This is a genomic window from Clostridium sp. DL1XJH146, assembly GCF_054819755.1.
Window position 1 is genome coordinate 288,231 of record NZ_JBTVVN010000001.1, and the last position, 18,813, is coordinate 307,043.

Consider the following 18,813-nt stretch of genomic DNA (forward strand, 5'->3'; position numbering starts at 1 on the left):
CCTATTCTTCTTTGTGTAAACTTCTGTTCAAATGTCTATAAGCTTTTTCTGTTGCCTTTCGGCCTCTAGGCAATCTAACAATATATCCTTTTTGAAGCAAATATGGTTCGTATACATCCTGTACTGTATCAAGTTCCTCACCTATAAAGTATGCCAATGTTTCTATACCTACCGGACCACCTTTAAAATTATCAATAATCGCTTCCAATATTTTAAGATCAATCCTATCAAACCCTTCTTCATCTATACCCAAAAATTCTAAAGCTTCATTTGTTGTTTTAGTATCTACTGTTCCTTGGCATTTTACATCACAGTAATCTCTTACTCTTTTTAAAATTCTATTAGCTATTCTAGGCGTTCCTCTTGATCTTCTTGCAATTAACAAAGCCGCTTCTATCGTCAAGTCCATAGAAAATATCTGAGAAGATCTCGTTATTATCTTTTGAAGCTCCTCTTCAGTATAGAAATCCATTGCATTTAAAACCCCAAATCTATCTCTTAGTGGAGATGTTAAAAGGCCTATTCTTGTTGTTGCTCCTATCAAAGTGAATTGTGGTAAATCTAATCTAATAGATTTAGCTGCTGCTCCCTTCCCTATAACTATATCTAGGGCAAAATCCTCCATAGCAGGATACAATATTTCTTCAACTGATCTATTTAATCTATGAATTTCATCTATGAATAACACGTCGTTATCACCTAATGTAGTTAGTATAGCAGCCAAATCCCCTGCTCTCTCAATAGCTGGACCTGAAGTTACTTTCAAATTCCCACCCATTTCATTTGCAATTATATTTGCAAGTGTTGTTTTTCCAAGCCCTGGAGGTCCATATAACAGAACATGATCCAAAGCTTCTTTCCTTTTATTTGCAGCTTTTATGAAAATGTCAAGACGTTCCTTTATTTTCTGTTGACCTATATAATCTTTAAGATTTTTAGGCCTTAAAGATAACTCTGGTTCATCATCTATTAAATATTCTGATGCTAATACTCTCTCTTCCATAATATCACCTTACATTACATTTTAATTAATAACTTTAACGCTTCTTTAATTATTTCCTCAAGTTCTTTATCCAAGCTTATTTTCTTTAAAACTCGTTTAGATTCTGCTTCAGAATAACCAAGACCAACCAAAGCTCCTAAAGCATCCATATAATTATTTTCTCTGCCCAAATTAAATTTTATATTATTAATATCTTCACTAGAAAAATCTTCTTCATTTATATGTAGCTTATCTTTTAACTCTAAAATTATTCTCTGTGCAGTTTTTTTACCAATACCAGGTGCTTTTATTAGTGTATCTATATCACTATTTACAATTGATAATTTTAAATTGTTTACATTACTAATAGACAAAAGAGACAAAGCAGCTTTTGTACCGACACCATTTATATTTAATAACATATCGAACATTTCTCTTTCATCCATAGTTAAAAAACCATATAAACCTATAAAATCTTCACGAACAATTTGTCTTATAAATAATTTGATTTTCTCATTATGTTTAGGGAGTGAACTTATAGTGTATCCTGAAGTGAAAATTTTATATCCAATGTCTCTATTTTCCACTATAATATAATCTTTAATAAGTCCAATATAAATTCCGTGTATATATTCGTACATCAAATTCCTCCATTTACAACAACCTTAATATACTTTACCATTAAAAAGGTTTTTAATCAAGAATTAGTATAAAGCTCCTATACATAGATGCATTTTTTAAACTTGCTTCAAATATAACATTAGTTTCACTTGGATAAACTTTTCATTATGATTTTATAAGCATTTTAAAATTCATTTATGAGAAACATAAACATTTTTACTTAAATATTATTTATTATTAAAAAACAGATTTAAATACTCCTTTTTTTATGATAAAATATAGTTATCATAAAAAAATGGAGGTGAATAAATATGAAAAATAGTTTTAAAAAAGTAATTATTAGTTTTTTTGCTTTGGTTTTTGTTGTGTCTACTATTACTTTTAAAGTATCAGCTAGCACAGTTTTACCAGAAATATTCTACTTTGTTCCTGATCACACTATGGCAGTTGAAAATGAACCTTTCTCTTTTGCTGTACAAGCCAACGGAAGTGGACAAGTTCAATATAGAATTTGGGTGCAAAACAAAGCAACCAGTAAATGGATTGATTTAACAAATGGTTACTCTGAATCTTTGAACGTCAATACTCCATTTGTACCGGAAGCTAAAGTACTATTATCCCCGGGGAAATATAAAGCCGTTGTTTGGGTAAAACGTGCAAATGTAACAGGTTCAAAAAGTTCCTCTTTTGGAGACTACGATAACTATAAAGTTTATGATTTCTCAATACAAAAAACAGGATACTTTGATAATAGAGCTGATTTAACTGAATTTAACATCGAAAGCACATACTATGTAGGTGACAAAATACAAATTTCCGGGAAATCTAATGTTGAATATAAATTTCATTATTATGCTCCTTCTGAACTATCTCGTGCTGAAAACTGGTACATAGATTCTGATTACCAATCATCAGGAAATAGTTCCTATGTTTTTACTAAACCAGGAACATATTTGTTGGATATTTGGGGAAGGCCCATTGGAAGTTCAGTAAGATTTGATGGATGGGTATTAAAAACAGTAACTGTACTTGATAAACCAATCGAAACTTTTAATGTAGTAAGTATTGAATAAATCGACTATATATTATAAAAAGATGATTACTGTATTATACAGGTACCATCTTTTTTCTTATTTATTATTATAATAATATTTAAGTGAGCTATCCTCTACTTACTTTGTTGAGATGTGTCTTGTTGATCAATACTCCTAGCAGAGCAAGTTTACCCAAGCTACCTTAAATTAATTCATTTAACTTCAATAATGCTTCATTAAGATTGTCAAACTGCATTTCTTCGTCTCCCGTTATTATCTTAACGATATAGTCATCTCTAATCTCATATACCTTTACATTTATACCCGTATTACCATATTCCTCTTCATTAATATACTCACCATTTATATCAAAGATTTCTCCGTTATTTCCACTTTTACATATAACTAAGTCATTATTTTCCATAGTAATTACATATTTATTAGGATAATACTTAGCTAAATTTCTTTCTACTACTATTTTATTACTACTTACTTCCCTTATTATATAGCCAAGTTTTCCATACATTGAGTTTATTTCGCTAATAGTTGAACCATCCAAACCCAAGGAAGAAAGTGTTTCTATTCTTTCTACTCTCCATTTATCTTTAGAACACTTAATTCTAAACTCAATAATAGAATCTTCTGCTATTTCGTAATTATGTAAATTAAGTATAGTTGGTTTAGTTTCTCCTAACTCATCCGCTAATTGGAACTCATAAATATTATCCTGAGTAACCTTTTTAAATATATTATCATCGTATCTTCCCATAATATATCCAATTACAAAAATCGAAAAACCACCTATGATAAAGATAAATAAACTAATGCATTTTCTGGCCATAACATCACTCCCGTAGTAATATTATGGTCATTTTTCTAATTTTTATACTAAATTAAAAAGCTCGCATTTTAAATAACTATGAACTTAAAAAAAATATCTTAATTAAATAATATAAACTAATACTAATACTTATACACCTCACAGACAAAATAAAGCAAGATAGTATAAATAATTTATAGCTAATTAACTCTAAATTAAAATAATCTTCCTCCAAAAAATAATTTATGGAGGAAGAATGGTGGAAAATCACTACTTTTAGCGAAGTATCGTCCTCGCAAACCCGCATTATAACTGGATTCTTACTCAAAATCTTCCGGATATTCCGCGTGTTTAAGTAAGGTATTTAAATGTAATTTATTGTATCGTACAATACCTTATCATCCCTTTAATAATGCGGCTTTACGGGTATTAAAAAACAAAATGTATTTTCCTATATCCTACAATATATCAGCAATATTTTTTTTGATGTCGGAAAAATGGTGGAAAGTTTATCTTTCCACTGTTTTCTTCCTATAAATTTGATAATTTAACACAATGAATATTAATATAAATAAGCGTATAAATAATCATTTTAAATATTCATTTATTTTAGGAATGATAATAACTTTTTAAGCAATCTAATTACAAACCTATAAGCCGAGTTCTGTGTTCTATTTTACCGGTATTTTAGTGTATCGTACTTTATCATAATGTACTCTAACACGTTGGTATAACTCGCTTTAGCGTGCGTTCTATATTTTACCATATTTTCGTTTATTCTATTAAATTTTAAGGAATGGTGGCAAATTAGTGGCAAAATCCAATTTCGCCACCATAGTTATTTCAGTATTTTGATAGGGATAAATGTAATTGGTAAATTTTATTTTGGTGGCAAATGACGGTTGAATTATTACCTTTTTAATAAAACCAATTTCTATATATTGTTATTTAAAACATATATTTAGTGCCTAAGATTTTTATCTGTACTACTAGTTTAGTTGAGATTTTATTTAGGCTAACTTCTAAAAAAAGCCAACCCCTCTCCAGGTTGACTTAATCTACTCTTATTTCATCTTCAATATATTATAAGGCTAAAAAGTTTACTATCCATTAATAATCAACGTTTTCTTCTTCGAATTTGAGCCATTTCTTCCTTATATACTTTCAAATGCTCATCTAAGCTCCATATCCTTATGTATCCAATAGCCGGTACCGTTTCTTTATACTTATTATAAGCTGATATTATTGACAAATCTCCAATACCAGTTTCTCTCATAGCCATATCAGGAAACTCTTTAGCAAAATATAATAAATCTTCTCTAGAAATTTCTCCTTCATAATAATCCCAAGGAGCATTTCCATTTGCCATATCTTTTAACATATCAGCCATAATCTTAGCTTTTATTCTTCTAACATTACCCTCAGAAATATGTGCTATGTGATTTCCTGTTTCAATAATTGTAGCCAAAGGCAAAAGTAATGTATCTATTTTACTATCTTCCAATTTCTTATATTCTTCTAATACAGTTTTTCTATTTTGGTTCATATTCGGAATATCTAAAATATTAACTAAAACAGAGGTATCTATAAAATGTATATTCACATCTACTCCTCCATCCAAGTATATTCTTTTTTTCTTGTCTTTTTATTTACTATAGCTTTATGGACTTCATCTTTTTCTAATAATTCACCTAACTTGCCTTTTGCCATTAACTGAGGATACTTTTCAATATCCACTAATGAAACAAACTTACTACTTCCAGATGATGGATTCCTATAACATACAACAACGCCCAATAGATTATCCTTATTTACTGCATTGAGTAAAGATGCATTGTGAGTAGTGATTAATGTATCAATATTTCTCTCATTCGATACATTGGATATAACATCAATAAGTTTAGATGCTCTACTTGGGTGAATACCATTATTTACTTCTTCAATAATAATCATAGATCTTTCTTCCCCTTGAAGTAATGCAGCTACTATTGATAATGCCCTTAGAGTACCATAGCTTAATTTCTCAGCTTCTATGTAATATTTATTTTTTCCAACTTTCTCTTCAACCTTAAACATAACATCCCCTATAGATGTGTTATCAAATAGAATATCTAAAAATTCATTTTCTGGTAAAGACCTCATTATATCTAATATTTTTTCTTTTTGTTCTTCTTCCTTGCATAAATGATTTAACACAGAAGGTAAATTAGAGCCATTTGGTTTCATTTCTATATCATTAGCTCGTGAATATACTTCCATATTGGCTGGTTCTGGATTGAAGAACAATATATTTCTTAATTTTTTAATTACATGCTGTATTTCTGAAACAATTATTTTTTCAGTTGAACTATTTAATGGTATCTTTGTAGATAGCTGACTGATGACAGAAGTAACTCCCATACACTCAATCACATGATTTGTAGCCTTCTTTCCATTATTGTATTCAGCTCTAATAACACCAACATACTCTGTAAGTTTTTTAGTATTGAATATATTTTCATTTTTACTTCCATTATCAACATAGCTAATTCTATCTAACCGTTCTTCTTTCACGTATATTTTATCAGCTACTTTAATTCTTATCCTATATTCTAAATCAGTATTTTCATCATACCCAACAACACACCCTAAAGTAAAATAATCACTATTAAATCTTGGGCAAGCCTTGCTTCCTCCCCTTATCCATCCTTTAAAGTTTTTTGTTCCGTCTAATATATCTGAAATATCTCTACCTGTTACAAGTTCTGATAATATCTTGATTCCTTCTATAGCATTAGTTTTACCTCCAGCATTAGATCCAACCATAATTGTAAGTTGTTCAATATCTAATGTAGCCTGAGCAAAACTTTTAAAATTTTCGAAGATAAAACTCTTAATCACTAATAGCACCTCTTTTTGTAAGTTCTAATTTATTAACAACTAAAATAAATTAATTATATTATTATTATATCAAACTTCATGCTAATTACACAGTTTTTTCAAAAACTTACCATATAAATTTATACTACTAGTATAGATGTATCTCCTTTATAACTCAATTTTCAAAAACATATTGTCTACATATTATCTTATCTCAACCATTTTTTAATCTTTTTCAATTCATTTGTATGAGTTTATAATGAATATCTTAAAAATCTAAACAATTTAATCAGTCATTCCTAACTTATCCTATACTAAACCCTTTTGAACTTTAACTAATATCCATTAATCTAATAAATTGCTCATAAAAAATAAGAGTCAGTAAGTATAAATCTCTTACTAGCTCTTATAGTCTAAACTTCTGCAACATCAACCACTTTGATAAATATCTCTTGTTCTTCTCTATCAATTCTTACTAATTCAAATCATAATCTACTTACAATAGCATTGAAATCTGGTCTCTTCTGATTTAATACAATGCAGGAATCATAATTTCGCATTTGTTTCCATTAACCAAAACTTCAAATATATATACTGGCTGATAAAATCCTTTCGTATCCAATTCATAATCAAGATTGACTTCTGTAATAGATATGGAGCTAATAGAATCTCCTTCACTAAATATACTAAACTTCCCCTCCATAAATTCATTATACGCTTCCTGCTCACTGATTATCTTAGCTTCTTTCACTTTCTGATAAGTTATCAGATTATTATATATACTCTTTATCGTACCATCACTATAATAGCTACAATAAATAGTTCCCTCTGTCAACATATCTTCCTCTTGATACTTTTCAATCTTCAATTGATACTGACCTTTTGCTGTTGATTCCATATGGCTTGTTTCAGGAATTTCAATCCTATATTTTTCTATTTCTTCATATAACTCAGCTTCTTTACAGTTACTCATTTCTATGCCCTCATCAAAAGCGGAAAAATCCTTATAACTATATGTACTGTTTAAATAATTAATATTAAGTGAATAGCTTATATCTCCTCTTATCCAAAAATTTACTTCATCACTATATGCATCAACCTCTATATTAGATATATCTAATCCCATATTATTAAAAAACTCTTTTGCAAATATAGTTGCTTTTTCTTCATTACATATAGGAGCCTTATAGACCATAGCATTACCTTGTTTATTTGTCAGTTCAGTATCCAGTGATATATCTACATTTTCTAAATTAATTTTATAAATATATGATCCTGGAAGATTTCCATACTCTTTCAAATTGTATCTAATAAAAATTCCAGTAAAAAACCCCACAATAATAAGAATCGGCAAGAAGTACAATATACCATCTTTTAACTTTTTTCCATTAGCTTTTCTTAACATGAAAACTATCATTACAATACAATATCCAAGAATAGTTCCAATAATATTATTAAATAAATCATCTAGTTCAAAAATCCCACGGTTAGTTAGAAGCTGAAAACATTCAACAAATACTGTAAAAACCAGACCAGCTCCAATGGTAAAAACTGGTTTTCTAAATTTTTGATAGAAACTTGGTAACAATATCCCTAAAGGAACAAACATAATAATGTTAAATATTATGAATTGCCAGCTTCTTAATCTAAATGTATTCCAAGCTTCCTTATAAGAACTGAATAGGTGAAGGTTTATAGAACTCCAACCGTTCCCTCGTGACATACACGTAACCCCTAAAACCATAATAATGTATCCTACAAGAAGCATAGCAGGCAAAACCTGCCTGAAAGTTAACCTTTTCTTTCCTTTTAGAACCCTTTTATAGATAATAAAATATCCTAACGCTGCTGTAGTACCTAGCAAAACAACTCCTACCAAACCTAAAAAGAAATATCCTTTTATAACGTATGCAATTTCATGTAAACTCATAAGTATCCTCACTTCTATTTAAATTCAAAATAAATTAATTTAATATTTAACTACTTTATATTTATTTGACGTTCCTCATTACAAACACAATTCTAATAAAACAATAAAACATATTGTTAAAAAGGCCTTACCTATATTTTAATATATCACCAATAAATTATAAAGTAATTTAAGTATATTTGTATAATTTTATCCATTATTGTAATATCACCACAGAACACGATTAAAATCTAATACGTTACAATAACAATTCTTTTGCATATTTGAATCTCATTATTTGAAATCATATTTATTTAAATACCTAAAAATTAAAACCGCCCAACCATTCATTCCTCATCTACCCTTTCCTGAAAAGCTAAATATATTAATAATTTAACTAACAATTATTACTTTATTTTTCTTCAATATAGTTTATAAATAATAATCCTATAAAAAAAGAAGAATCAGCAAGAATAACTTTTCTCACTAACTCTTTTAATCTAGCTTTCCCTAATACCAACTACCTTAATGAATATCTCTTGGTCTTCCCTATCAACTCCTATTAATTTAAAATCAAAATCATATCCAGCTGCATCAAAACCTAAATAATCATAGTGAAAACCATTATGTATTGAATCATTTATATCGCTCATATATATTGAAGCATTATCATCAAGAAACAATGTATTTCTCACCTCTTCATCAAAATCTTGTAGCTCCATTGTTTTATACAAAAACTTTTCTTTTAATACATCTATCATTACAAAATGAAAATCATTACTAGGACCATAAGCTCCATTAAATACATTACAATACTCTTCAAAACTCATTTCTTCTATTCCACTTTCCATATAACATAACCCCGTTTCAATTATTTATCTTTACACTATTTAGTATTCCCAAACACGTGTAATTTACACAAACTTTTGTTCGACAAATTCATTGTAAAGCCTTTGTTTTAGCGGAGTTATGTTAATAGAATTAAATAAATAATAAAAGAAAAAACCACCTAAAAATAGTGTAAAAGTCTTTCGACCTTTACACTTAAAATACAAAATAGAATAAATTTTTCCCGAATTCATTTTCACATAAATATAGTGTAAGTAATTATAATACTTATAATTACAGCAAATGGAATATAGGGTGTGTTTTTACCCTATATGGAATGCGGTAGTATATGTGCATATATATTTACCTAATATGTATAATGGGAGGTCATTTTTCAGATAATAATCTCTTACATTCATCTTTATCCAACAGTCTTGTACGATAATTTAAGCAATTAGGCATATTCCTATTTATTGAACATTTATTTTCTAAGCATTCCAAATACAATGCAACTTGAACTAATGCATAGTGTTCAAAATCACCGTTCGCACCTTCTATTGAAATATATTTTTCCACAAAAGTATGTGCTTACTCTAATTGTGTATACGCCCATTGTCTATTAGAATAACCAGAATCATAACTTAAATACTCAATTTTTTCTAAATTGTATGCGTATTTTCTTCGTTCATCACTTTCACTATTGAGCGAGCATAATTCAATATATAAAGATGTTTCTATATTTGTTTCAGAATACAACAATCCGTTATTTTCAAATCCCTTACGACTCATATTTTGCATACTATTATGTTCAAATGTAATAGCGTATTTTAAAGCATTTAAATATAAATTAAGCTTATCTTGATTCTTTGGGTTTGATAACCTAAGTTTAAATAATTCAATAATGTACTCAAACGGATCAGAAACTTCTAAACCATATCGTTCTTTCGACTCTTTATCTAGATTTATTAGATAATCAATATAATTATCAAACTCTATTTCCTTTTTTATAGTTCTATTCTTCAAATCAGAAATACACTGCTTTTGATATTTGTCAATAGTATTTATAATTTCTTCAACAAAATCTAATCTTATTTCAACATATTTAAATATTTGTGAAATATATATCTGAACTCTTTTATTACTATCTTCATCTTTGCTTGTATAGACAACTGCATAAAGATCGCAATCATCATACCATATCCTCCCGTTATTCCAAACTACATAAGGGCTACATTCAAAATCATTAGATTGATATCTTCTGTGTCTACTTGTTTCTACTGGATGAACTGAACATAAAGAACGTAAATATTCAAAATATTTCTCATCCGTTCCTTCCTTGTCACTACCAGTCTGATTAAAAATCTCCGTTGACTTTTTTATTTTATCATCTTGTACTTTAAAAATTTTCACTAATTCTTTTATACAATCCACAATTACAGCTGCATTATTCATAAAATCATAAAAATCAAATGCACTTTTCCTATATTTTCCAGTGTTTAACTTTACTCCATTTAAGTAATACACAGTATCATCAAGTCTATCCATTATTGCACAAATTTTATCCCATGCACGATGTTTACCATACTTTTTATTATAAGAAATGTTTTTCTGATTATTTATCGTATTCCTTAATTTACTAAAATTATCAGTATCAAGATTTATTCGAAATACATCTTTCGCCATATTTTAATATCCTTTCATTACTTTAGTACTATTTATTTACTTTCCTGCTGCTATCTCATTTTTTTAACAACTCATGTTAATTCTAATTTCACTTTTCATTATTATCATAATTGTTATATGGATAATGGGAAATTAATTTATAATTCCTTTGCTACTTAAAAATTCTATATTCCAATATTTTTACAAGTCCTGCCACATTAGCAAGTAGGTTTTACGGCCAATTTGCTACAAGTACTGTAATATTATCGTTATAGACAGTTAATAAGTATATTACAGTTTTTCAAGTATTAAAAATATAGGTACACTTTTTAAATTTTATTTTATTAAATTATACCTTTTATAAAAATTATCTTTGTTTCTATCCCATAACTTAGTTAAAATATATGATACCGTTTTGCTACCGTTAATCAAATTATCTGCTTTTTCAGGTAAAATCTTTATTATATATTTCCGTAAATTTTCAATTCTAATTTTTGCAGAGGGATGTGTTTCACTAAAGTCAGTATTATTAATTTTATTATCAATTTCCTCAATAATATTTAAACATGCGAACAAAAATTCTACTCCTAGATAATTACCAAACAATCCAAAATTCATTTCATCTTCATGTGTCAATGTTATTTGTAATGCAATCTGATCCGCTTCAAGTTCAACTTCCCAGCTTCTTATTACTTCGTATAATCTTGATTCATTGTCTAAAGGTATTCTTTTACTATTTTTTGCATTAGATATATTATCAACTATTATATGTCCATACTCATGAGAAACAACAAAAAATTCTGCATTATCCCATAAACTTGCTGAAAGATTAATTTTCTTATCTCGTTCAAAATAATATTTTGATGTATCAAAATTTTGATAAACATAATAAAGAATAAGTACTTCCAAGAATTTGCTATTACCTTCTTTATTTGTTTTTAAATTTTCATCAATTATATTAGTGTCAAAACTAAAAATTAATTTATTTTTATTACCTCCATCATCAATTTTTGAATAAAATGATGTGACAACTCTGCCCATCAAATAAAGGAAATTAAATAACCCTTGATTTAATGCAACTAATATTTCATCTTTAGAAAAACTACAAATGCGTGCGTTCAAATCAGTCATTGGTAATGTACCTAAAACTATATCGGTTGGAAGATAAATATTATTTTCCTCTAAACATTTAATAACATTTTTTGAATGTCTATTTAATAACCAAAATGTGCATTCATCCTGTTCATCAATTGGCAAATTTATATTTGAGCTTATTTTCTGTATCTTTTTAAATAGTATTTTATCACTTTCATATAATTCGTTTTCCTTATCTCCGTATAATTTTTTCAATGATTCAAAGCAATTATCCAGATTTATATTTATAAAATTGCTTTTTTTAGCATTCAATCGTAAATATTCAGATTTTAAATAATTATACGGATTATCATAAGAATATAAAAGTTCCTCATTATTCATATTGTTATTATTCACTTACTTCCCACCTCTCTTTTATTTTCTTTTTACTTATCACAGTAGCATATACTTGTTATTTATTAACCTTAAAATATCTTATGCTACTACAATTTGATGATATTCATTCCAATAATTTTTCAATATTTGAATATTATCCTCAACCCATTTTGAAGCCTCTCTTTGTTGTTTTGGTGGTAAATTTCCTTGTAATACTCTAAAATCTAATAGGGATATTGAAATATTTCTGCCTTGATATGAAACATGACAATGTGGTACATTATGCCCCTGTTCTTTAGGTCTAACCTCGAAAGTTAATCCCCTTACATTTGCAATCCTTGCAAATGATGATTCTCCTAGTAATATTTTTCCTAAAATAATAAAGTTTAATTTTTCATCTTTTAACTCCATTTTCTCCTATCTCCTTCTATTCAATAAACATTCTTGGACATCTGATCCCAAAATTATAATAATAAAATCTCCTTACAGTCGTGTATAAACCTTATCCACAGCCTTTTACTCAAGTTTTTTCCTATATAATAGAAAATATGTAATCTAAAAACAATCTCCATGATTAATATACTATTATTTTCAATTATTTCTAAACCGTAATATATTTAAGTCATCAAATACTATTGATTTTTAGCGTGGTTCAAAAGTCACTTATCCTACCCAAATACAAAATCTTTTATAAAAAATTTCGTAATTTCATAATTGAATATTGGTCTTTTTACCTTTCCATTATAAACATAATCACCTAATAAAAATGTACTTTATGAAACCTCCACCTCTTCAATTAATTTAATATTTCTATTAAGTAAATCAAATTTAACTATTAGCTTATCTTGGTTTTTTTCTATCAAATATTTCAAAGTAAAGTATTTACATATATTCTTCAATTGTAAATTTCCTCTCTTTAGTAAAATAATATACTACTTACACAATTCCTCAAAATACCTTGTCTACATTTTATCTTATTTTCAATTATTTGTTAAGTCTTTTAAGTTTTTATATGAATATATACAGATTTATAATAATAGATAAAATAGAATGAAAAAATTTGAAAGAAAAGCTCCTAAAAAGCTGCCGCTTATTACTCGCTAAAAGAATAAAAAGGATGCATTTTTCCCGAATTCATTTACTCTGTTGCATTCCTCTCTTGTCTTAGCTAAACTACATCAACATAAATATATACAAATCCATAACTCATAGAACCACAGAGTTTTGTACATGTATATATTAAGTTTCCGTAAAGTTTATCTTAAATCAATTCAGGAAAAATTCTTTAATTCAAAGCTTCCAGTACAAGCATTACAAGCTCTATAATAAGAGAGCTTACAACGCTTGCACCGGAATGAATTATCACTTTAGCGGATTTACTGCCGAAAATGACTTGTGGACAAGCAAAACATACAATCACTATAAGAAAGTATGCCAAGCTTGCCCACCATAAGCACCATAACTACATCTATTTATTTAAATACCACTGTTATACAAGGTAGATTTATCACTATAGAATATAACCCTACAAATAAAACAAATTTAATTAGAAAACTACCTTACTTTATATATTACTTCCAGTATACCTATTGCTACTATTATTACAGCTATAGCTATCACTACTATCACTAATTCTCCTGGCACTAAACCCCACCACCCAAAATACTGTAGCGTTTTATTGAGCATTTCTAAAGCTAGATCAATTTATATGCTCAACTAAAAATTCATACTAGTCCAAAAATCTTAGAACCATGGATTTTTGCTACAAATATGAATTAAGTTTCACTATGATAAATCTTAAATCTCTCGTTTCCTCAAGCTTTATCTAACTTAAGAACTTCACAATCCTCCGCATTGTATTTAGGGTACCCGGTGGAGTGCACTATGACTTTATTTACTACCTTCACTAGTATTATCAGTGTTACCAATACACACCGAATAATTTCTCAAATCTACATTTTCTACCTAGAACTTTATATTTTCATTATACTTAATAACTACAGCTAATGGCGGACTAGCTTTTCAACTAGAAAGTCATTGACAAGCTTTAAAAAATCTTGTCCATATCTTTCAGCTTTAAAGCTGGTCCACCTTTTTGCCTACGAAGGAAGTCTCTGCAGGTCCTAAATCAGAATTTTATTAACAATCCACAGGCGGCTTGCCTATAAAATGATTCAACACAGCCCACCCACCCTTCATTACTGGAGACTATGTATCAGTCAATTACTTAGATGCAATGTTATCTAACTCTTACATTGCAATTAGCCTATATATTTTTCATATAATGAATTCATTTCATGATTTATAATTAACAAGAAAGAATTTATAATCAATTTAATATTGCCTTACATCAGTGCCCTGATTTAAATACATCATTTTTTGAGTCCAGTCCACTTGAATCTATTTCTTCTTAATTTAACCCTTCTTCACCACCAGTATATGTAAAGCTATTATTAGTTTTATTATATTTACTATTGAGATACATAATATTATTTTAACCACTGTGCTTCTATTAACAAATACTTATAATTTCTTTTCATAAATAATGAGTATATATAATTAATTAAATATTAAATTCATGTTTTACCTTCTATATAGCCTCTTCAATTAATTTTGTTATTTCTAGTTCTGTAAAATTTTTTATTTTTCTGTCACCTGCTTTTGTTATTTGATAAGAATTAGTATTAACATATATTCCATTTATATATCCATTTCCTGTATGATTAAGTTCCATAACTATAAGTGCAGGTCTTTTTCTCCCTTTCATAGATATATAATAATTATACCTATCGTATTTATCAATTTTCCTTTCAAGTACGTTAAAATTTTCAATTATCTTTATTTTTTTATCCCGTTCGCTCATTATAAAACTCCTTAAGAAATTATTTTTTCTATATTTGCAGTCTCTATTTCGTATTATTAGCCTATCCGAATTCGATAAATATATTAAAATATTAGATTAAAAATCCTTCTATGATATATTTAATAACAGCCCTTCACTTATTCATTAAAAACATCGGTTTATACTATAATCCCAATAATCTTGTTTTAATAAATTTTCAATATTTTACATGCCATCGGAATTACTCCCTGAGCAATTGACCCTAAAGCTAAAACTGAACTATATGATCCTGAAGTTATCTGAGCAAATTGTTCAATTTTATCCAATAAGCTTTTTTCATTTAATTTCTCACAATTTTTATTTAATTTTTCACAGTTTTTGGTTATAGTGCATAGTATTTCATAAATTTTTGATATATTTTCATCATATGTAGCCTTTTCTTTAAAATCCTTTTCCAATATTACCAGATAATCTAATCCCAACTTATTTATCTCAATATTATCAATTACAGTACTACCAAATATATTTACTGAGGTCTCAAAGTTTATAAATCCTTTTTGCTTTAAAACTTCAAATTCTTGCATGATTTTTTCTTCTTCTCCTGGATAATTATTTTCAATAAAATTACATGTTTTTTCAGTAACTTTATCTTTTCTATAATAGTTATCTTCATACTCCCTCAACAAATTAAGATTTGACAACCATTCAACCTGATAATTAGTAAGTATTCTTTCCATTTTATTTAACCCTCCATTTGTATATTATTTAATTGTGAATTTCCTCTCTTATGTAAAAATATTAGTATACTTTAGCTCTTTACATTTAGTACATCTAATACTATAAAATTAAATTCTTCCATTCTATAACTATAATTTTATTGCTATTTAACTTACTCCTATAAAAACACCTCGTTTACATTTTATAATATTTCCAATATTATATAAAGCATTTTAAGTAAATTTGTAATATTATCTCCAATTATGTGAATCAAACCAGAACTACCTAAATAAATCCAAAAGAAAAGCTCCTAAAAAGCTGCCGCTTATTACTCGCTAAAACCCAAAGACTGATGAATTTTTCTCGAATTCATTTTCTCATAAGCATTCCTCTAGGGTCTAAATCAATTCAAGAAAAATTCTTTGATTAAAAGCTTCCAGTACAAGCATTACAAGCTCTAAAATCAAATAGCTTGCAATGCTTGCACCGGAAGGAATCATCACTTTAGCGGATTTACTGCCAAAAATGGCTGGTGGACAAGCAGCATCAATACCACTTAAACCACGACGATTTTATCACAGTTATATCAAGTATCATCATCATTTCATTATATGTATAATTAGAATATTCAACATATCTATTGAGAACTGAAAGTTCATACTAATTTAACTATCTAATCCTAGTTACAGTCCCCACAGCTTTTCTAAAACATGGATGAATTTGCACTTCATTAAATGTAGGTTCATGTGTCTCGTCTGTTGTAATGTAAATTGTCTTGCTTCCACCATCACCCCCAAGTATAAAATCTCCTAAAAATCCAATTTCATATAATATATTCATAATTGAAATGTAATCCTTTTTTGTCTTTGCTACACTATACCATGTATTTACAAGTAAAAGCTCATTGAATACCTTTTGGATACATTCTTCAATTTCATTTAACTTTAAATGATATTTAATTCTAAAATTATATTTTTTCCACATTTCGAAAAATTCTAAAAGTCCAACATATTTATTTTTATACTCATTACATACATCTTCTAATTTCCAATCTGAATATGTTTTTTCATTTGATTTCATAGTATCCGACTCTGGATTATTGCCACTTAAATTTTCAGTATAAATTCTACATAATTGAATTAATTCCCTTGGTCTACTTAGAGTTCTTTCAATCATCCAATTTACCGTTAACGATTTACCAATCTTGTCAGGAAAAACCTCAAAAATAGGTTTTTTAGGTACTTCTTCTTTGTTATCCAGAAAATTAAATATAATTCTTTGTTTTATTAATTCTTCTAATCTATTATTATCCCATTTTATATAGGCTACATCTCTAAATTTATCACTATGCTGAGTTTTAGACATTAAAATTTTATACATATCTGTTCTAATAAAAAGAAATGTATGAATTTTAATTGGTAATTTTTTTAAGTGATTCATTGCATTTAATAAACCAAGTAGAAGATCATTTGATACTTCACTATTGTCCCATCCTAAATCTAAGTCATCAATAAAAACTATTACTTCTCTCTCTTTTTTAAGAACATTGTTCAAATGATATTCCATCTCTTCAGAATTAGTACAATCAAGAATCTGTTTTTTAATATTTATTCCAAAGTCCCCCAAATTACCTCCTTGCAATTTAATATTTTCAAAAAAACTACTAATTATGCCAATAAGGTCATCATTATATCTATTATGTGATTTTATATAATTCACTAAATATTCTTTACTACCTGATATAGCCTTCCCTTTATAGCTATCAGCTAATTCTTCAAAAATTTTATCATAGATATATGCTAACCAAATGTATTGGAAAAGTACCTCTGAACTATCGTATGTTTTAAACCTATCATCATTACATATAGTCTTAATAATATTCTCATTTGGCATAATCTCTATATTAAACGAATCACTAAATTCTGTTATTAACTTTTTTCTTATAGCACTTTTCCCTGAACCTTTACGTCCTACAATGATTCTCTTCCTTTTTTTAATTAATTGTTTTAATGTAGGAAAATCAATGAAATAACTCATTAAATTATCGTCAGATTCAGCTGAATCATCGCCCCAATAAATCTCTCTTATATCCATATCTTCGCCTCCTGATTTTATAATAAAAATTAGTTTCACAATTATCACATATGCGACAATCTCCAATTACACATTCTCGTCAATCATATTATGAACTTATACTAATCTATCACCAATGAACATTACGTTAATATTCTCACAGCTTTTATTTATACTAAGTAGAAAATAATTGTTCTATTCCTTTTTCTAACTTCCTCTAATAAACAATAAGTACCTAATAAAACCGTACTTTATGAAACTTCCACTTCTTCAATTAATTTAATATTTCTATTAAGTAAATCAAATTTAACTATTAGCTTATCTAAGTATTTACTTAATTTAATTATTTCTTTATCTTGCAAATTAAAATTTCTTTTTTCTATAAGGGTATTTAGCTTATCTTGATTTTTTTCTATCAAGTATTTCAAAGTACAGTATTTACATATATTTTTCAATTGTAAATTTCCTCTCTTTAGTAAAATAAATAGTATCTTTTTACTTCTATTATTAAATAATTTTATTATTTAACTCACTTCCAAAAACACCTTGTCTACATTTTATAATATTTCCAATAATTTATAAAGCATTTTAAGTATTTTTATATAAATATATACAATTTTGTAATAATAGCTGAAACTAAATGAAAATATTTAAAAGAATACTCGTAAAAAGCTACCGCTTATTACTCGCTAAAAGAAGAAAAAGGATGAATTTTTCCTGAATTCATTTTCTCATAAGCATTCCTCTAGGGTCTAAATCAATTCAGGAAAAATTCTTTAATTAAAAGCTTCCAGTACAAGCGTTACAAGCTCTAAAAGCAAATAGCTTGCAACGCTTGCACCGGAAAGTATTTTCACTTTAGCGGATTTACTGCCAAAATAGCTGGTGGACAAGCAAAACATACTATCACTCTAAGAAAGTATGTCAAGCTTGTCCACCAGAAGTCCCCCATATACAAACCATCAATATACCTACCACTATTATCCCTGGTAGAAT

At 27.7% G+C, this 18,813-nt stretch carries 17 protein-coding genes; 1 reads left to right on the plus strand and 16 read right to left on the minus strand.

All coding sequences use genetic code 11. From position 1 onward, the window contains the following. Nucleotide 1 precedes the first annotated feature (1 nt). Together ruvB and ruvA are read right to left on the minus strand one after the other, a co-directional pair. Nucleotides 2-1,003 (minus strand): Holliday junction branch migration DNA helicase RuvB, encoded by a 1,002-nt coding sequence (ruvB, locus tag ACVHXK_RS01430; RefSeq protein WP_461204557.1) that lies wholly within the window; start codon nucleotides 1,001-1,003, stop codon nucleotides 2-4. A 14-nt stretch (nucleotides 1,004-1,017) separates the two neighbouring features. Then, the gene (gene ruvA, locus ACVHXK_RS01435; protein ID WP_461204558.1) at nucleotides 1,018-1,623 is read right to left on the minus strand and encodes a Holliday junction branch migration protein RuvA; all 606 of its coding nucleotides are present in this window, start codon (nucleotides 1,621-1,623) and stop codon (nucleotides 1,018-1,020) included. A 291-nt stretch (nucleotides 1,624-1,914) separates the two neighbouring features. Here ruvA and ACVHXK_RS01440 point away from each other — a divergent pair, with 291 nt between their 5' ends. Then, nucleotides 1,915-2,676 (plus strand): hypothetical protein, encoded by a 762-nt coding sequence (locus ACVHXK_RS01440; RefSeq protein ID WP_461204559.1) that lies wholly within the window; start codon nucleotides 1,915-1,917, stop codon nucleotides 2,674-2,676. A gap of 163 nt (nucleotides 2,677-2,839) precedes the next feature. Here the strand turns inward: ACVHXK_RS01440 and ACVHXK_RS01445 are convergent, their stop codons facing one another. From ACVHXK_RS01445 to ACVHXK_RS01510, 14 genes are all read right to left on the minus strand, one after another. After that, complete coding sequence (locus ACVHXK_RS01445; RefSeq protein ID WP_461204560.1) at nucleotides 2,840-3,478, minus strand: hypothetical protein; 639 nt, start codon at nucleotides 3,476-3,478, stop codon at nucleotides 2,840-2,842. Nucleotides 3,479-4,574: 1,096 nt separating this feature from the next. Then, on the minus strand, nucleotides 4,575-5,060 hold the full coding sequence (locus ACVHXK_RS01450; RefSeq protein WP_461204561.1) for a hypothetical protein: 486 nt from the start codon (nucleotides 5,058-5,060) through the stop codon (nucleotides 4,575-4,577). A gap of 2 nt (nucleotides 5,061-5,062) precedes the next feature. Further along, nucleotides 5,063-6,337: an AAA family ATPase gene (locus tag ACVHXK_RS01455; RefSeq protein WP_461204562.1), complete on the minus strand. Its 1,275-nt coding sequence runs from the start codon at nucleotides 6,335-6,337 to the stop codon at nucleotides 5,063-5,065. A 508-nt stretch (nucleotides 6,338-6,845) separates the two neighbouring features. Further along, nucleotides 6,846-8,246: a VanZ family protein gene (locus ACVHXK_RS01460; RefSeq protein WP_461204563.1), complete on the minus strand. Its 1,401-nt coding sequence runs from the start codon at nucleotides 8,244-8,246 to the stop codon at nucleotides 6,846-6,848. A 479-nt stretch (nucleotides 8,247-8,725) separates the two neighbouring features. After that, nucleotides 8,726-9,076 (minus strand): hypothetical protein, encoded by a 351-nt coding sequence (locus tag ACVHXK_RS01465; RefSeq protein ID WP_461204564.1) that lies wholly within the window; start codon nucleotides 9,074-9,076, stop codon nucleotides 8,726-8,728. Nucleotides 9,077-9,641: 565 nt separating this feature from the next. Further along, entirely contained in the window at nucleotides 9,642-10,736 is a 1,095-nt protein-coding gene (locus ACVHXK_RS01470; protein ID WP_461204565.1) for a hypothetical protein, read from the minus strand. A 315-nt stretch (nucleotides 10,737-11,051) separates the two neighbouring features. Next, nucleotides 11,052-12,206 carry a hypothetical protein gene (locus ACVHXK_RS01475; RefSeq protein WP_461204566.1) on the minus strand — a complete coding sequence of 385 codons (1,155 nt, stop codon included), beginning with the start codon at nucleotides 12,204-12,206 and terminating at the stop codon, nucleotides 11,052-11,054. A 78-nt stretch (nucleotides 12,207-12,284) separates the two neighbouring features. After that, a complete protein-coding gene (locus ACVHXK_RS01480) occupies nucleotides 12,285-12,596 on the minus strand; it encodes a DUF4160 domain-containing protein (RefSeq protein ID WP_461204567.1) in 312 nt (103 codons plus the stop codon). 362 nt (nucleotides 12,597-12,958) lie between these two features. Then, nucleotides 12,959-13,084 carry a hypothetical protein gene (locus ACVHXK_RS01485; protein ID WP_461204568.1) on the minus strand — a complete coding sequence of 42 codons (126 nt, stop codon included), beginning with the start codon at nucleotides 13,082-13,084 and terminating at the stop codon, nucleotides 12,959-12,961. Nucleotides 13,085-13,470: 386 nt separating this feature from the next. Then, nucleotides 13,471-13,623, minus strand: a complete 153-nt coding sequence (locus ACVHXK_RS01490; protein WP_461204569.1) for a hypothetical protein — start codon at nucleotides 13,621-13,623, stop codon at nucleotides 13,471-13,473. 1,152 nt (nucleotides 13,624-14,775) lie between these two features. After that, nucleotides 14,776-15,048, minus strand: a complete 273-nt coding sequence (locus ACVHXK_RS01495) for a hypothetical protein (protein WP_461204570.1) — start codon at nucleotides 15,046-15,048, stop codon at nucleotides 14,776-14,778. Between the two features lie 185 nt (nucleotides 15,049-15,233). Next, a complete protein-coding gene (locus ACVHXK_RS01500; protein WP_461204571.1) occupies nucleotides 15,234-15,764 on the minus strand; it encodes a hypothetical protein in 531 nt (176 codons plus the stop codon). Between the two features lie 649 nt (nucleotides 15,765-16,413). Further along, the gene (locus ACVHXK_RS01505; protein WP_461204572.1) at nucleotides 16,414-17,838 is read right to left on the minus strand and encodes a P-loop ATPase, Sll1717 family; all 1,425 of its coding nucleotides are present in this window, start codon (nucleotides 17,836-17,838) and stop codon (nucleotides 16,414-16,416) included. 230 nt (nucleotides 17,839-18,068) lie between these two features. Beyond that, on the minus strand, nucleotides 18,069-18,272 hold the full coding sequence (locus ACVHXK_RS01510) for an aspartyl-phosphate phosphatase Spo0E family protein (protein ID WP_461204573.1): 204 nt from the start codon (nucleotides 18,270-18,272) through the stop codon (nucleotides 18,069-18,071). Nucleotides 18,273-18,813 lie beyond the last annotated feature (541 nt).

Bases quoted from the DNA above. Each gene is read 5' to 3' on its own strand.
- ACVHXK_RS01505 (WP_461204572.1), bottom strand. From the start codon at position 17,838: ATGGATATAAGAGAGATTTATTGGGGCGATGATTCAGCTGAATCTGAC.
- ACVHXK_RS01465 (WP_461204564.1), bottom strand. From the start codon at position 9,076: ATGGAAAGTGGAATAGAAGAAATGAGTTTTGAAGAGTATTGTAATGTA.
- ACVHXK_RS01445 (WP_461204560.1), bottom strand. From the start codon at position 3,478: ATGGCCAGAAAATGCATTAGTTTATTTATCTTTATCATAGGTGGTTTT.
- ACVHXK_RS01440 (WP_461204559.1), top strand. From the start codon at position 1,915: ATGAAAAATAGTTTTAAAAAAGTAATTATTAGTTTTTTTGCTTTGGTT.
- ACVHXK_RS01470 (WP_461204565.1), bottom strand. From the start codon at position 10,736: ATGGCGAAAGATGTATTTCGAATAAATCTTGATACTGATAATTTTAGT.
- ACVHXK_RS01495 (WP_461204570.1), bottom strand. From the start codon at position 15,048: ATGAGCGAACGGGATAAAAAAATAAAGATAATTGAAAATTTTAACGTA.
- ACVHXK_RS01480 (WP_461204567.1), bottom strand. From the start codon at position 12,596: ATGGAGTTAAAAGATGAAAAATTAAACTTTATTATTTTAGGAAAAATA.
- ruvA (WP_461204558.1), bottom strand. From the start codon at position 1,623: ATGTACGAATATATACACGGAATTTATATTGGACTTATTAAAGATTAT.
- ruvB (WP_461204557.1), bottom strand. From the start codon at position 1,003: ATGGAAGAGAGAGTATTAGCATCAGAATATTTAATAGATGATGAACCA.
- ACVHXK_RS01500 (WP_461204571.1), bottom strand. From the start codon at position 15,764: ATGGAAAGAATACTTACTAATTATCAGGTTGAATGGTTGTCAAATCTT.
- ACVHXK_RS01460 (WP_461204563.1), bottom strand. From the start codon at position 8,246: ATGAGTTTACATGAAATTGCATACGTTATAAAAGGATATTTCTTTTTA.